General features: G+C 39.8%; 15 protein-coding genes. 9 read left to right on the top strand and 6 right to left on the bottom strand.

The genetic code is table 11. The features are described 5' to 3' along the window. Nucleotides 1-73: 73 nt before the first annotated feature. The 5 genes from EW142_RS05460 (at nucleotide 74) to EW142_RS05440 (ending at nucleotide 3,148) form a co-directional block, all read left to right on the top strand. Nucleotides 74-403, top strand: a complete 330-nt coding sequence (locus EW142_RS05460; protein ID WP_130610775.1) for a YegP family protein — start codon at nucleotides 74-76, stop codon at nucleotides 401-403. A gap of 152 nt (nucleotides 404-555) precedes the next feature. Beyond that, nucleotides 556-1,353, top strand: a complete 798-nt coding sequence (locus tag EW142_RS05455; RefSeq protein WP_130610772.1) for a TIGR00266 family protein — start codon at nucleotides 556-558, stop codon at nucleotides 1,351-1,353. Nucleotides 1,354-1,460: 107 nt separating this feature from the next. Continuing rightward, nucleotides 1,461-1,823, top strand: coding sequence for a four helix bundle protein (locus EW142_RS05450; protein WP_130610769.1), 363 nt, complete (start codon nucleotides 1,461-1,463; stop codon nucleotides 1,821-1,823). A 45-nt stretch (nucleotides 1,824-1,868) separates the two neighbouring features. After that, on the top strand, nucleotides 1,869-2,522 hold the full coding sequence (locus EW142_RS05445) for a DUF2461 domain-containing protein (RefSeq protein ID WP_130610766.1): 654 nt from the start codon (nucleotides 1,869-1,871) through the stop codon (nucleotides 2,520-2,522). Nucleotides 2,523-2,563: 41 nt separating this feature from the next. After that, nucleotides 2,564-3,148 (top strand): NUDIX domain-containing protein, encoded by a 585-nt coding sequence (locus tag EW142_RS05440; protein WP_130610764.1) that lies wholly within the window; start codon nucleotides 2,564-2,566, stop codon nucleotides 3,146-3,148. Here EW142_RS05440 and EW142_RS05435 read toward each other — a convergent pair. Continuing rightward, nucleotides 3,145-4,443, bottom strand: coding sequence for a D-alanyl-D-alanine carboxypeptidase (locus EW142_RS05435; RefSeq protein ID WP_240740161.1), 1,299 nt, complete (start codon nucleotides 4,441-4,443; stop codon nucleotides 3,145-3,147). The genes EW142_RS05440 and EW142_RS05435 overlap by 4 nt on opposite strands. Before the next feature lie 106 nt (nucleotides 4,444-4,549). Here EW142_RS05435 and EW142_RS16860 point away from each other — a divergent pair, with 106 nt between their 5' ends. Further along, on the top strand, nucleotides 4,550-4,750 hold the full coding sequence (locus EW142_RS16860) for a hypothetical protein (protein ID WP_130610761.1): 201 nt from the start codon (nucleotides 4,550-4,552) through the stop codon (nucleotides 4,748-4,750). A gap of 62 nt (nucleotides 4,751-4,812) precedes the next feature. Here the strand turns inward: EW142_RS16860 and EW142_RS05425 are convergent, their stop codons facing one another. Together EW142_RS05425 and EW142_RS05420 are read right to left on the bottom strand one after the other, a co-directional pair. Further along, nucleotides 4,813-5,754: a hydrogen peroxide-inducible genes activator gene (locus EW142_RS05425; protein ID WP_130610758.1), complete on the bottom strand. Its 942-nt coding sequence runs from the start codon at nucleotides 5,752-5,754 to the stop codon at nucleotides 4,813-4,815. 149 nt (nucleotides 5,755-5,903) lie between these two features. After that, nucleotides 5,904-6,323: a DUF2141 domain-containing protein gene (locus EW142_RS05420; protein ID WP_130610755.1), complete on the bottom strand. Its 420-nt coding sequence runs from the start codon at nucleotides 6,321-6,323 to the stop codon at nucleotides 5,904-5,906. Nucleotides 6,324-6,532: 209 nt separating this feature from the next. Between EW142_RS05420 and EW142_RS05415 the strand changes: the two genes are divergently transcribed. Continuing rightward, nucleotides 6,533-8,695, top strand: coding sequence for a TonB-dependent receptor (locus EW142_RS05415; RefSeq protein ID WP_130610752.1), 2,163 nt, complete (start codon nucleotides 6,533-6,535; stop codon nucleotides 8,693-8,695). Between the two features lie 56 nt (nucleotides 8,696-8,751). On the opposite strand, the gene EW142_RS05410 is transcribed toward EW142_RS05415, so the two are convergent. Together EW142_RS05410 and EW142_RS05405 are read right to left on the bottom strand one after the other, a co-directional pair. Continuing rightward, nucleotides 8,752-10,644 (bottom strand): Ig-like domain-containing protein, encoded by a 1,893-nt coding sequence (locus tag EW142_RS05410; RefSeq protein WP_130610749.1) that lies wholly within the window; start codon nucleotides 10,642-10,644, stop codon nucleotides 8,752-8,754. A gap of 263 nt (nucleotides 10,645-10,907) precedes the next feature. Next, entirely contained in the window at nucleotides 10,908-11,330 is a 423-nt protein-coding gene (locus EW142_RS05405; protein WP_130610746.1) for a DoxX family protein, read from the bottom strand. 151 nt (nucleotides 11,331-11,481) lie between these two features. Between EW142_RS05405 and EW142_RS05400 the strand changes: the two genes are divergently transcribed. Then, a complete protein-coding gene (locus EW142_RS05400; RefSeq protein WP_130610743.1) occupies nucleotides 11,482-12,579 on the top strand; it encodes an adenylate/guanylate cyclase domain-containing protein in 1,098 nt (365 codons plus the stop codon). 3 nt (nucleotides 12,580-12,582) lie between these two features. Here EW142_RS05400 and EW142_RS05395 read toward each other — a convergent pair whose 3' ends face one another. Continuing rightward, nucleotides 12,583-13,059, bottom strand: coding sequence for a GNAT family N-acetyltransferase (locus EW142_RS05395; RefSeq protein ID WP_130610740.1), 477 nt, complete (start codon nucleotides 13,057-13,059; stop codon nucleotides 12,583-12,585). A 315-nt stretch (nucleotides 13,060-13,374) separates the two neighbouring features. Here EW142_RS05395 and EW142_RS05390 point away from each other — a divergent pair, with 315 nt between their 5' ends. Beyond that, the gene (locus tag EW142_RS05390) at nucleotides 13,375-15,195 is read left to right on the top strand and encodes a PorP/SprF family type IX secretion system membrane protein (RefSeq protein WP_130610737.1); all 1,821 of its coding nucleotides are present in this window, start codon (nucleotides 13,375-13,377) and stop codon (nucleotides 15,193-15,195) included. Nucleotides 15,196-15,200: the final 5 nt, after the last annotated feature.

Below are 15,200 nucleotides of genomic sequence, written 5' to 3'. Positions count from 1 at the left end.
AAAGATCGAGAAACACTATTTTTTTAGTAATTTTCAACTTCAACTATAACACTAATTAGAAATTAAATACCAAATGGGAAAATTCGAAATCAAAACAGGAAGCTCAGGTAAAACCATGTTTAACCTAAAGGCGGGTAATGGGCAGGTTATTTTAACTAGCCAAAGCTACGAAAGCAAGGATGGGTGTAAAAATGGGATTGAGTCTGTTAAAAAGAATTCGCAAGACGATGCACGCTTTGAGCGCAAAACTGCAAAAGATGGAAGTCCTTTCTTTACTTTGAACGCTACAAACGGTCAGGTTATAGGAAAGAGTGAAATGTATTCCTCAACAGATGCTATGGAAAACGGGATTGCTTCGGTAAAGAAGAACGCTCCTGATGCCGAAGTGGTGGACAATTCATAAAGGCATACAGAAGAATTTTTTATATCACCAAAATGTGATTTGAAAAGGCAGCCCATTCAGGCTGCCTTTTTTATTTTTGGCTTAACGTTAGCTTCTATGTAACAAAACATAAAAGTTGGCAACTGATTATTTGAAATCTTTAAAATCAAAAAATGAACGCACACGAAATAGACTATCAAATTTACGGGGAAGAAATGCAATATGTTGAGATTGAACTCGACCCCCAAGAAGCTGTTGTGGCGGAAGCCGGAAGCTTTATGATGATGGATACCGACATAAAGATGGACACCATTTTTGGTGATGGGTCCAATCAAGATTCTGGGGTCTTGGGCAAATTATTCTCTGCAGGAAAACGACTGCTCACAGGGGAAAGCCTTTTTATGACCGCGTTTTTAAACGTGGGGCAGGGCAAAAAGCAGGTGAGCTTCGCGTCGCCTTATCCTGGCAAAATACTTCCTATTGACCTTTCTGAAAAGGGAGGCAAGTTTATCTGCCAAAAAGATGCCTTTTTGTGCGCTGCCAAAGGTGTCTCGGTAGGTATTGAATTCTCCAAGCGATTGGGCCGAGGTCTTTTTGGTGGGGAAGGATTTATTATGCAAAAGCTTGAGGGCGATGGATTAGCTTTTATACATGCAGGGGGCACTATGGCCAAGAAAGAACTGGGTCCCGGTGAAGTTTTAAAAGTGGATACAGGTTGCATTGTAGGCTTTTCCCAAACTGTGGACTACGATATTGAATTTGTAGGAGGCATCAAGAACACCGTCTTTGGTGGGGAAGGTTTGTTTTTTGCCACATTACGGGGCCCAGGGACGGTATATGTGCAATCATTGCCCTTTAGCCGACTGGCTGGACGGGTTTTGGCTTCTATCCCAAGAGGCGGAAAAGACAAAGGTGAAGGTAGCATTCTAGGAGGTCTTGGGGATATTGTTATGGGGGACAATCGGTTTTGATGTTGAGTTCTTAATGTTTGGTGCTTGGTGCCTGATGCTTGGTGTTTGACAAGTGTGACCAAGCAGGTTTTTGGTATATTGGCAATTCACATTTTTAACCTACTGTTATGCATTACCAAACAAAATTTAAGTTTGAAAGACTCCATATTTGGCAAGATGCAATGGAGCTGGGTGAAAAGATTACCAACCATGCCGATAGCTTCCCGAGAAAAGAACTTTATAACTTATCATCTCAAATATGTAGAGCCATTGACTCTGTCGCCCTAAACATTTCTGAGGGCTCAATCATACAATCCATACCTGAGTTTCGAAGGTTTTTGGGATACGCTGTTCGGTCTCTAGCTGAAGTTGTGACTTGTTTGCACAAAGCAAAAAACAGAAACTATATTTCAACCGATATTTTTGATGGTCTTTACTTGGATTGTTACAAGCTTATGAACATGATAATAGCTTTTAGGACGAAGTTGTAATATCTTTTACCCATCATCAAACACCTAGCACCAAGCACCTAGCAAATGAACTTCCACGAACTATTCGATTTTCTAACAGAGCTCCAAAAAAACAACAACAAAGAATGGATGGATGCCAATCGAAAATGGTATAAATCCCTTCGGGATGATTTCATCGTTTGGTTGGACGGATTGGACTACACTATGGCCCAGTTGGATGACGAATACTATCCCACTCCAGGCAAAAAGGGAATCAACCGGATCAATAACAATTTAATGTTTCATCCGCACAAACCCATTTACAAGGACCATTTTGGAGCCGGGTTGGACAAAGCTCCCAATTCGGCGGACTTTTATATCGAGGTCGGGGTGAAGCAATGCTTGTTGGCTGGTGGATTCTGGCGCCCCGAACCCAAAACACTTCGAAGTATTCGCGAAGGTATTGACTACAACGGGGAGGAGCTCAAGGCTATTTTGCACAAACCTTCGTTTAAAAAAACATTTGGCGAACTGTATGAAGATGAAAAATTGACCAATGCTCCAAAAGGTTTTGCCAATGACCACCCGCATATTGATTTGTTGAAGAACAAAACCTTTGCAGTCGTACACGAATTGTCGAGGGAAGAAGTGCTGAAACCTGGATTTAACGAAAAGATTAAGCAGGTTTATTTGGAAATGTTGCCATTCCGACGATATTTGAACCACGCAGCATCCGTCTAATAAGTATAAACTACCTCCATTTCACACACTACCCTTTCAATATGAAGTATGGTCAAGTAAAAAACATTAAAAAAGAACTTCTTTCCGACAATTGGTACTTTTTAAACAAAGTGACCTTCGATTACCAAAAAGAAGATGGTTCGTGGGAGACTCAAATCCGGGAGGCCTATGACCGGGGCAATGGGGCAGTAATCCTTCTTTACAATTTGAAAAGGGGCACTGTTATACTGACGCGCCAATTTCGAATGCCCACCTTTTTAAATGGCAACGAGGATGGGATGATGATTGAAGCCTGTGCGGGAATCTTGGAAAAAGGAAATGCCGAAGAGACCATTAAAATGGAGGTTGAGGAAGAAACAGGATATAAGATTACCACTGTTGAAAAGGTATTTGAATCGTATATGTCCCCAGGCTCCGTTACAGAAATCCTCTACTTTTTTATTGGGCGTTATGAAGATACCATGAAGGTGAGTGAGGGTGGTGGGGCCGAGGATGAGACTGAAAACATTGAGGTGTTGGAAATGCCTTTTGAAGAGGCTCTTCGAATGATACAAATAGGGGAAATAAAAGATGCTAAAACCATTATGCTATTGCAATATGCCCAAATTGAAGGGCTTTTCGATTAGTGTCGATGGTACAACTGTAATAGAATTTCAAATATTTTGCTTCTTACTTCCGAAGAGGGAACTCTAAAGTGATTGTTCATACTACTGAAAATCAATATTTTTCCTGATTTAGTCTTTACATAGCCACTTAAATTGTAGTTGTTGCCAAGTGAACCTGACTTGGCATAAATAAAGGGAGAGGTGTTGGGATAACTCCATTCTTCGATAGTGCCGGAGGCATCCCATAGAGGGAAAAGTGTAAAAAGTCTTTCCTCGGGAAGTTCCCTATAGAGTTTCTGTAAAACTTGGACCATTGACTCTGGAGTAAACAAGTTGTAGCGTGAAAGTCCAGAGCCATCAACCCATCGCGGTGGTTGCTTCAAATCCTTTAGGTCATTATCAAGCATATACCGGATAGACTTTGAAGTGCTCAAAGTATCTGAAGTTGTGGATGAGACCGTCATCAACAACTGCTCGGCCAAAAAATTATCACTGTCCAGCATCATCAGCTTGTAAATGGTGTCGGTCTCAATTCCATATAAAGTTTTCCAATCACCCTCGGGGTATTCTCTTATTGAAACCACCTCCTTTTGCAATACATCTGACAACAACTTTTGGGTCAATCCTTCGGAGGTACGATAGGGAATGGATATAGTATCCTTCCTTTTTGGATTCAAATAGAATTCATTTTTGAATTCGCTTCGCCGTACCCCATTGGGTAAAAGACGAACACTGTCTTTAAAAACTTCGGGGTAAACCTGAAGACTATCCCCCTTGGAAACGGTTAGCACATTTCCGTAAAGGGGAAGCGGGCCCTTCTCAGGGGAAAAGTAGGTATCGAAATCTTCCCAGGCCCAACCGGGTCCATACCGATCTTCCTTAGAATTTTGCAGGTAGACCTTAATTTCTTTATGACTGGACAAAAAATGCAGTGCTGTACTGTCCATCAGGACGGGATGAAGAAATGAGGGATCCCCAGTTCCTTTGATGAAAACCGTATCGCCTTTTTCAAGGTATTGCAAGGCTGGCATTCTTTGGGGCAATCGACTAATTCCTGTGAACAGGGTAAAGATTTTCACATTGCTAGCCGGGGTAAAATAGCTGTCACCTCTGCTGTTGTATATGGTTTTTTGGGTTTCGGTGTCAAAAACCACCATTCCATGAAACGAATTTTGCAAGCTTCCTTCGTTTAGGGTTTTTTCGAATTTCCCCAAACGGGATGAACCACATCCTGTGAGTATAAAAAGAAAACATAAACCTATGATTTTCAAAAAGTTGAATAAAAAATAGGTAATTGGATTAATCATGTATTTCATCAGATTTAACACGAAATTATTCAATTTTTAACGGCTTCACTGCGAACAAAAGTGCGTTTTTTCTTAAATTTGGGGTATAACCTTTAAACTAAACAAGCAAATTTTTATGCCTAGAGCTATGTTAGATTACACCAAAACAGTCCTTCAAAAGGTAAGTTTTGATGTTAAACTTTTCGCCAAAGAATTAAAAAAAGCAGTTTCAAGGCTATTGCCGAATGAAATCGAGGAACTTAGAATCTGGTTACAATATTACATATTGGATAAACCGGAGTTACAACCCACACTACTACTGATAAATTACAACTAATACGGGCCGCTTTATGCGGCCCTTTATATTTCCCATAAATAAAACCGTATAGTTTAACTCGATTAGTTTTTGTTTAGAGGGCTTATAATTTTCACGTCCTGAAAGGCAATGGCCCCTCTTACAATTCCGGAAATAACCTCTTTGAGTGCCTCGGTTATCTGTATTTTGAGCTCACTTTTATGATAAATCAAGCTGATTTCCCTTGCAGGGGAAGGATTGTCAAATTGCTTTAACCTACCTTTTCTTTTCTCATCCAGATCTTGGGTATTGAGGTAGGGAAGTAGCGTCATTCCCATACCTTCATCTGCCAAGCTTACCAAGGTTTCAAAACTTCCACTTTCAATTTTGAATTTTTCCTGACTGTTGTTTTTGGGCGATGTACATAGATTAATCACACCATCTCTAAAACAATGACCATCTTGCAACAGGAGGATGTCGTTTACGTCAAGATCTTCGGTAGTAAGAGTGTCCTTGCTCGATAAACGATGATTTTTTGGAACGTAACCGACAAAAGGCTCATAATACAAGGGTCGTTCTTTGATGAATTCAATTTCTAGGGGAGTAGCAGCGATGCCCGCATCTAAATGGCCATCCAAAATATTGCGAATCAGTGAATTGGTTGATTGTTCTTTGATAATCAAATTGACCTTAGGGTATTTTTTGATGAAGGTATTGAGGAACATGGGCAATAAGGTAGGCATCACGGTAGGTATGATACCTAGGGTATAGTCGCCCCCAATGAAGCCTTTATCTTGATCGACGATATCCTTAATTCGTTCTGCCTCAGCAACGATGTTTTTTGCCTGATCTACAATTTTTTGTCCTACATCGGTAATGGATATGGGTTTTTTGCTCCGGTCAAAAATGAGAACATCGAGTTCGTCCTCGAGTTTTTGCACCTGCATGCTCAGGGTAGGTTGGGTCACAAAGCTTTTTTCCGCGGCCAAAGTGAAGTTCTTATACTCCGCAACAGCCAATACATATTGTAGTTGGGTAATGGTCATTGGTTAAGTTTTGCTTCGATTACAAGTATAAGACAAAACTATGGAAAATTAAAAATCTATTGTTGTTGATTATAGATAAAAACCTAGTAGAAAATAAAAAACCTTCCATTTATATAAATGGAAGGCCTTATGGGTTAGGTGGCTATCGTTTAAAAGCGAATGGCTAATTCCAAATTCTCATTTTCAACTTCAAATTTTGCGTCAGCAAAGTTTGGAGGTCCCATGATCATTTCATTACCAGACATTCCATAGCTTTCTTTGGGCCTCCCATCGGCTTCATAATCCATTCTGTAGTTCTCGTTTACATCATGAAGAGCCATAATTGCATACGTTCCGGCAGGTACATCCTCAAAAGTGAACTCAACCTTTCCATTTTCAATGGTGCTCTCTAGGTCTTGAATACCTCCACCTCTCATAAAGGTATCGGCGGTGTGCAAACTAACCAGAACCTTGCCTTCATCGCTGGCCACATTATCAATGACCACATTAATGGTGATTCCTTTTTCTTCTTGTGCAAATCCAAATAGACTTGTGACTAATAATACAAAAGTTAGTACTGTAGATTTCATAATGACTGTTTTGATGTTAATGATGCTCCAAATTTCCAGTACTCTATCTTTTTTTAAAATTGAGTTTTACCCAATTGTAGTTTTTCTTAACTGAATTGTCTTTCAAAATTTGAATTGCAATTCATCGCACAAATTCCACAGTTGGGGAATCCTTATTCCAATGTTGTGTGTGCTGTTCCCAATTTTGTTTCATCAAAAACCGAACAGTCATGAAAAACCAAGTTCTTTTAGTTGTACTCTTTTTGAGTCTAGGAACGCTTCAAGCACAAACGGTAATCTCAGGAACCGTTACCGACCTAAAAAATAACCCTATCGTTGGGGCTAACGTTTATCTCGAAGGAACCTACGATGGTGCATCTACTACGGAGAGCGGGACTTTCTCTTTCACTACAACGGAAACAGGAACACGGACCTTGGTTATTTCCATGCTTTCTTACGAGCCGCATTATGAACTGGGGGATGTGGGCTACCTTAATAATTTAAAAATCCAGCTAAGGGAATCCATCAATTCTCTTACTGGGGTAACATTGACTGCAGGAACCTTCGAAGCTGGGGATAACTCCAAGGTTTCTGTGCTCAAACCTCTGGATATCGTTACCACGGCAAGCGCTGTCGGTGACTTTGTGGCTGCCTTGCAAACCCTGCCGGGAACTACTACGGTAAATGAGGATGGCCGATTGTTTGTTAGGGGAGGGGATGCCACGGAAACCCAAGTTTTTATAGATGGACTCCGTGTTTTTCAACCTTTTAATGCAACGGCCAACAATATTCCCACAAGAGGAAGATTTTCACCTTTTCTTTTTAAGGGAATTACCTTTAGCACAGGAGGTTATTCCGCGGAGTATGGTCAAGCATTGTCCAGTGTACTGCTTTTGAACACCACGGATGTTCCTGACCAAGAGAAAACGGATATCCAAGTGATGTCCGTTGGTGGGGGTTTGGGCCACACTAAAATTTGGGGAAATCAATCATTAAGCCTGAACACTTCCTATATCAATCTGGCACCTTACGAATCGTTGATTCCCTCCACCCAAGGTATACGTTGGAACAGTCCCTATGAATCTATTGCCGGAGAGGCCGTTTTTAGAAGTAAGGGAGACAAAAGCATGTTCAAACTCTACACGGGGTTCAATCATGCTGACCTGGATATCGAACAGGAGGATATCAATTTCGAAGATTTTGTGAGATTCCAATTGACCAATAACAATCTTTATTTCAATGCTTCCTACAAATACTTTTTTGAAAACAATTGGACCCTCTCCACTGGGGCTGCTATCTCTTCGGATACAAATGATATTGGTTTGGAAGAGGATACAGTCAATGCCCAGGAAACTGCTTCACATATGAAGGTAAAAATCAGGAAGAGTTTCAACAGCCGTTTCAACTTAACTGGAGGGGCTGAAGTCTTTCTTGTTGACTATGACGAGACTTTTACAGCAACCGATGGTTTTGAAGCAGAAAACAACTTTAATGATCGTATTTGGGCTGCGTTTATGGAGTCTGACATCTTCTTTAGTAACAGTTTCGCCATGAAATTAGGTCTTCGTGGAGAAAGAAGTTCTGTCATAGATTCATATAGCTTGGCCCCTAGAATTTCCTTGGCCTACAAGACCGGAGAAAAAGGTCAATTTTCCATGGCCTACGGGGATTTCTATCAAAATCCGCTAAATGAGACCCTAAGGTTCAATCAACCAGTAGAAAGTGAAAAAACCTCTCATTACATATTGAATTACCAATATCAGGGCGACGGGAAGACCTTAAGGGCCGAAGCGTATTACAAGGACTACCGGAACTTGGTGAAGTTTGATACTGAACAACCTCGGTTTGATTCAAATTTTAGCAATTTAGGAGACGGCTATGCCACGGGATTGGATGTATTTTGGCGTGACAATAAAAGCATCAATAATTTGGATTATTGGGTCTCCTATTCCTACTTGGATACGGAAAGGGATTATCGAAATTTTAGAGAAAGGGCGACCCCCAACTTTGCTCCAAAACACAATTTTTCGGTTGTGACCAAATATTGGGTAGACAAGCTTCGGTCACAAATTGGGTTGGCGTATACGTATAATTCTGGAAGACCCTACGACAATCCAAACACTCCGGAATTTTTGGCTGAAACAACCCGTTCTTTCAATAATATCAGCATTAACTGGTCTTATCTTATCGACCAACAGAAGATACTTTACTTTTCAATAAATAATGTAACAGGTTTTAAAAACATCAACAATTATCAATATGCCAACGCGCCCAATACGCAGGGAGTTTTTGACCGAAGGTCGATAACACCGGCCGCGGATAGCTTCTTTTTTGTAGGCTTCTTTTGGACCATAAGTATAGATGGCAAAAGCAATCAATTGGATAATCTTTAGGCAACAATTAAAAGTCTTTTTCAAAAGTCTGCCAAAACAAGCTTTAAGATTTTATTCTATAATCTTTCGTGAAATGGAAACTCAAAAATCGGTAACAAGCCAGATTGGGCAAAAATGCGTTCTCTTTTGGGGGCAACCAAATAAAAGGGTACCGAGGGAACCAGAATTTCAGAGATATACGATTCATAATCCGAAATGTTTTCATAGTTCTCAGCTGCACCTTGAACAGGTTCTAATCTTTGCATTTCAAAAGTATCGTTCACACTTTGAGAAAATAGACCTTGAGGTAATTTAGGGACCACAACCCCTGATTCTTGGCCATCAAAAATGAACTCAACAATTATATTTTCATTTTCAAAATTTTGTAGTCGAACACGTCCTACTTCATAGCCAGGTGTCCCATTGAATTCAATTCGATTATCCGAAAAATTAAAATAGACATTTCCACTGGGCACAGAAATCGATTCGGGAGGTCTACCGGTCCCATCTACCCCGTAATTATCAACTTTAATTGAATATAGGGTGTAATCAAAAATATCGGCATATGAATAATCGTTTCCATTTATACTGCTCAAAGCAGCATTCCAGTATATCATATGTCCACTCATCGAGCGGTAATGGGCCTCACTTTCAAATCCGTAAATGCTTAGAAAGGGGCTGGAAAAAGTGCCATTCACTGTGAGGAAATCGTGTATCACGTCGGTGCTGCTAAAATCTGTTGACAATAACGAGGTTTTTTCATCAATGTTCTCAACAAATGCCCATTGATAGCTACGTCCCAAATTTCTATTAAAGTTCATTACAAAAGTCTTGTCGAATCCTAATTCATTATTTGTAAAGGTCTTTGAAACAAATCCTGATAAGGTGTTGTTGAAGTAGATCCCAGAACTCCATGCAGTGGAAAATCTTAAATAAAAGCCATCTTCATAATCTGGTAGCTCCAAATCGACGGATGCCGTTTGCAATCCAGCAGATCTTTGGGTAAATGAAATCTGACCACCTAAAACATTTTTGGAAAGATTTCCATACACATAGAAGTTCAAGATTGTGTTTTGGAAATCTTCCACGAAGGTCAGCATGAGCTCTTGGTCTTCGCTGATTATTTCCGTTGTGCAGAGGGACAGCGTTTCAGAAACCCCCGAGCTGTGGGTTACTACATCCAAGAACTCGCCATTTTCATCAGAGAGTATAGCATGAACCTTGTCAACTCCCATTCGGATAAAATTGTCTGGAAAATTTAGAGAAACCACTTTTTTCGATAATAGTATGTTTAGGGAATCACGGGATACATTACCTGCAGAATCTTGCATTACAAACTTTAGAAATTGATTGCCAAGTTCTTGACCATCTTTATTTATTGTGAAGTCGAAGTCCGAAGTATTTTCAAAGACTTCTATTATCGTATCGTCTAGAAATACCTCTACTTTAGAGATTTCTGAAATCTCATCAGTAATTTGAGGAGACACTACAAGTTCATCACAAACCTTTTGGTCTTCTTCCAAGTTTTGTATAAGAAGTACGGGGCCGGTATTGTCAATCTTAACTTCAATGATTTTTGAAGTAACCGTACCGCCTTCTTGTGTAACTTCAATTTTTAATTGGTAATCCCCGTCTTCATAAGACATGGGCTCAAACGGCACCACAAATGGTGGAGAAGTAAGTGTTGTCAATAAATCTTCATTAATGTAAGCTTTTACACTGTCGACATTTGCATTTTCTGGAAGAGTTATTTCAATTGTGGAATTCTTTAAAACAGACTCCGCTTCGATATCCAATACAATGTCTTCCTCGCTTAGTTGCCCAATTACTTCTTCCTTCTCAGGTTCTTCTACAACAGTTTCAGGTGAAGTTTCTTCGTTATCTTCTCCGCTACATCCTTGAAAGATAAGTAGTTGTATTACTGCAAAGATTAAAAGAGAAATGGGTCTTGGGAGGAAGCGATTTGGCATGACTTATTTTTCTCCAAAAGAAGGAAAAAAATAATCTTTTTAAAACTTTAAATCGACTAAATACAAGTATTGTCTTTCTAGGCAAACAATACTTTTTGTTTGATCTTGTATAACTCCAAGTCCAAAATATAGGTTTACAGGCCCGTGGTAGTTTCTTGTGGTGACTTTGGCGGGTTTAACTCATTTAAGGTTTAACCTTTTAAAGTATACTATTTCAGTTTATGTAACTTCTCCAGTTAAATTTATTGATACCAATTACATGTTTACTTCTGCATTTTCAGATAATAATCTGCCGAATGTTTTCCCGAACCATATACCATAAAGAATATGCTCACCAAGAACACCAAGGTGGCCAAAATCAGGTTTAATGTGTTCATTTCTCCCAAGAAATTGGTGAGAATGGCACCAATCAATATGGGTAATTGTGCAATAATGGCCCAGCGGGTCAACAGTCCAATGACTATTAAAAAGCCCCCGACAAAATGGGCCGGAACAATATAGTGCAACATCATCATTGAGCCTGGAACCCCTTGAAAGGGTTTGGTCATCAATGTCATTTGCTCATAATTGGTCATGAATTCCACACCCTTGATAAAGAGCACGACCCCAAGGGCCACACGCACCAGATCCAAGGGATAATACGTATGGGCGTTGGCCCATTTGTTTAAATCCTTAACAGTCCCCATGAGTTTGAAATTTAAAGGTTGAACACTATAATATACTCATTTTTAATGAGATATGAAAAATCATTTCACAGAAAAGCATTACTGATTTGTATGGAAAAGGCAGGAGGTTTTCGATAGCCGAGTAAGAGGAGATTAGCTATCTTTAATCACAATGATGCACCCTAAGAACTTTCAAACTGCAAAAAAGGCATTTTTCTTTGCAGTTTTTTGGACGGTATTTGCTCTCGTTTATAGCATTTTGGAGCTGGGTATCCTCGGTAATCTTGAATATTATCCCAGTACTAAAAACAAGTATGATTTTAAGAGTTCGCTAATATACACCACGATTGGAGGCTTTGTTGTGGGGTGGATTCAGGGATGGGTGGAGGTTGCATGGTTGGAAAAGATATTCGGAGGAACTCCACTTTGGTTAAAAATCGTATTAAAGACCTTGTTCTACCTGGCCTTTATTATACTTTTTGTAGCGCTCATTTCCTTTGGTATAAACGCTTATCGATTCGGGACTGCTCCAACCAGTCCTGAAGTGGTTGAAAGTGTTTTATTATTTGTACTCAACTTCTCATTTTGGAGTGTGGTTACCTATATGTCGGCCTGTGTGTTTATTAGTTTGCTTTTTGCTGAATTGGTATGGTACATGGGCGATAAGGTGTTTTTGAGCTTTTTGTTGGGAAAGTACCACCAGCCCAAACAAGAAATTCGAATTTTTATGTTTCTGGATATGAAATCCTCCACGACCATTGCTGAGAATATAGGCCATGCTCGATATTTTAGCTTATTAAAGAACTGCTATGCCGATATGTCCGATGCAATAATGGAAACTTCGGGAGAAGTATATCAATACGTAGGAGATGAAATAGTAGTTACATGGCCTCAAAAAGAGGGATTACATAAAGATCAGTGTATCGAATGCTACCATAAAATTTCAAAAGTCTTTGAAGCTCGAGAAACCTATTATCAAAAAAAATATGCCGTTGGTCCGCGTTTTAAGGCGGGTTTTCACATGGGTTTGGTAACAACTGGAGAAATTGGGATACTAAAAAAAGATGTTATCTACACAGGGGACGTACTGAACACCACCGCGCGAATTCAAGGAGAATGTAATACCTATGGCACTAATCTGTTGATTTCAGAACAGCTGGTAAAGAAGCTGCAACCAGATACCATTTCAAAATTTAAAAAAGTGGATAGTCTTCAGTTGAGGGGGAAATCGGAGACCATTCAAATTTACCAACTGGTCAATACCATATAAGTCTTATAGCTTGAGTTCCATTCTGATATTGCATCGTTCGTAAAAGGAGTTGTATCCCTGCACTTCCACAAATCCCAGTTTTCGATATAACTTGATTGCAGGTTCCAAAACCGTATTACTGTCCAAGTATATGGTCTTTGCGCCTCTCCTTTTTGCTTCCTCAACAATGTGCTCCCCTAGGAGCCAACCTATACCTTGGCCTTGAATTTTTGGAGATACGCCCATTTTCGAAAGCTCAAAATCATAAGTATCATCATTGGATTTGATCAGCGCACAGACTCCAACCGCTTGATTCTGATGCAAAGCTACTCCAATATAGCCACCTGGCTGAAGAATGTAAGTCTCTGGACGGTCTAAATACTTGTGGTCCAGTTCTTCCATTTTAAAGTATTCTCGGATCCATTCCTCGTTCAAATCCTTGAAGGCTTTTTTGAATTTTTCGCTGTAGGGTACAATCTGTATGTCGATGTTGCGAGTCATATCAAATCTGTAAGATTACCACCGAAGATATTTCAATATCTGAAAACCATTGAAATACCGAACACAATTTTATCAGTAAAATCGAGTTTTACTTAGTGAACTAATTGTAAAACAGCGAAATAAGAACCAACCAGCGTAGTAATAGTTCCGTTTATCGATAAAATTGGTTTTTGACCGATAAAATGACTATTATTACATAGCATTATAGTAAAACTCTTACAAGTATCCCAAATCTTGCAATGAGAAACCATACAAATCATACCATTTATATACCTGTTCCCCTCAGGTCCTTTAACCTACGCAAAATCAAAGGCTATGGACAAACATCTACTATCTATATTCTACAAGACCCTATGTCTTTATTCAAAAGGTAGTTTCACATTACTCTTTGTTTTTATGCTCTTGTGCAAAGTTGATGCTCAAGACAGCAATCCCTATGTGAGTTACGACGTACCATTTCAAAATCTTTTGAAGTTCAATCGATTTTTGATCAACCCCACCTTTTCGGCAGTTCGGGAAGACAAGTCCTACATTAATCTTTTCCACCGTAGCCAAGGCGCGGATTTCAATGATAACCGCCAGAATTACTTTTTGAGTTATAGTGGAAGAATAAACGACCAGGTTGGACTTGGAATAAGCCTTTATAACCAGCAGGAAGGTGTAATTACCAACCTAGGGATAATGGCCAACTATTCCCATGGAATTCAATTGGGTCAAAAGAGCAACCTAAGTTTTGGGGTCAACATCCCATATTATGTGAGCAGTTTTGATGCCGATCGAGCAGTTACTTTGGAAGAAGACCCATTTTTGAGCGATGCCACACAAACTTCCATCATTTCTTTTCAACCAGGGCTCAACCTTTCGATGGGGAAATTCGATTTTGGTGTTTTTGCCCAGAATCTTTTTGATTACAATATCAAAACAGGAGAATCGTTGACCGATTTCAATGAAAAAACCTTTTCAAGTCACTTGCAATACGCCCATGAGTTTGAAAATGGTGCGGGAATTTTTCAAAATGGTCGATTAATGCCTTTGGCAAGGGCACGTTTTGAGGCCGAACAAGACCCTATTTTTGGGGGAGGCCTCATACTTGACCTTCCCAAATTGGGATGGCTACAAGGTGGATATGATCAATTTTACGGACTATCTGCCGGCACTGGATTCAATCTAAATCGTAGGCTATCATTTGGATATAATTTCGAGAAGAATGTCAACAGCAACCTGAACAACCTTGGAGTAACCCATGAAGTATCGATAGCCTTCTCTTTTGTTCCTCTCATGACAAAAAACACCTTGGCTTCCAATGAGGAAACGAATACAAAGAAACCTCTGGAAGGCACCTTTGTGGCCGATGCCAAACCGGAGAAAAAGACACCTAAATCCAAGTTGAAGGCCCAAACCCAACTTCGACCAACCAACCAGGAGGATTTGGCCTTTTGGGAGGAGCAGGTGAAAAAGCTTCAAGAACAGCAAGCGGATAATTATGCCATCATCAATGAATTGATTTTTCGAATGGATTCGTTGGAGCAAAACCGACAAAGGGACTTGGAAAACCGGTTTGAACGTGTAATGCGTTTGGTTAAACGGCATACAGGTAATGAACATCCTGAGGTTGAAGCCGCTGCCCAAAAACTATACTTGGCAAAAAACGAAGATCTTGATTCTTTGGAAAATGCCATAGATAAAACCAAACTTGCCGCCAAACCGAAAAAAGAGGAAAGAAAACTAGTTTGGGAACAGGTCCGTGACAAGACCGAAATTGTTGCAAGCGAACCGAAAAAAGAGGAAATCAAGGGGGCTTTTACCGGTGGCGCCTATAAACCCATCGAAAAGTTTATAAAGCTCGATGGAGTGGGTCAGGGACATTACATTGTGGCCAATGTTTTCAAAAACGAAGTCTACTTGAAACGTTTTATCAAGAAGCTAAGAGATCAAGGCTTGAATCCTCAATATTTTAAAAACCCCGATAACGGATTGAACTACGTATATCTCGCCAAGTTTTTGGAAAACGACAATGCCTATGCAGCCTATCGTTCAAAAATGAAAGGAAAATATACCGATGAAATGTGGATTATGCATGTAGAGAATCCGAGGTATTCCAACTGGGCCAAAAATCATTTCTTGGATAATGAATAGGGGAT

Source organism: Flagellimonas allohymeniacidonis (assembly GCF_004296335.1).
Taxonomy (GTDB): domain Bacteria; phylum Bacteroidota; class Bacteroidia; order Flavobacteriales; family Flavobacteriaceae; genus Flagellimonas; species Flagellimonas allohymeniacidonis.
The sequence above is the reverse complement of the archived record's forward strand: the minus strand, read 5'-3'. Positions and strand labels throughout refer to the sequence as shown.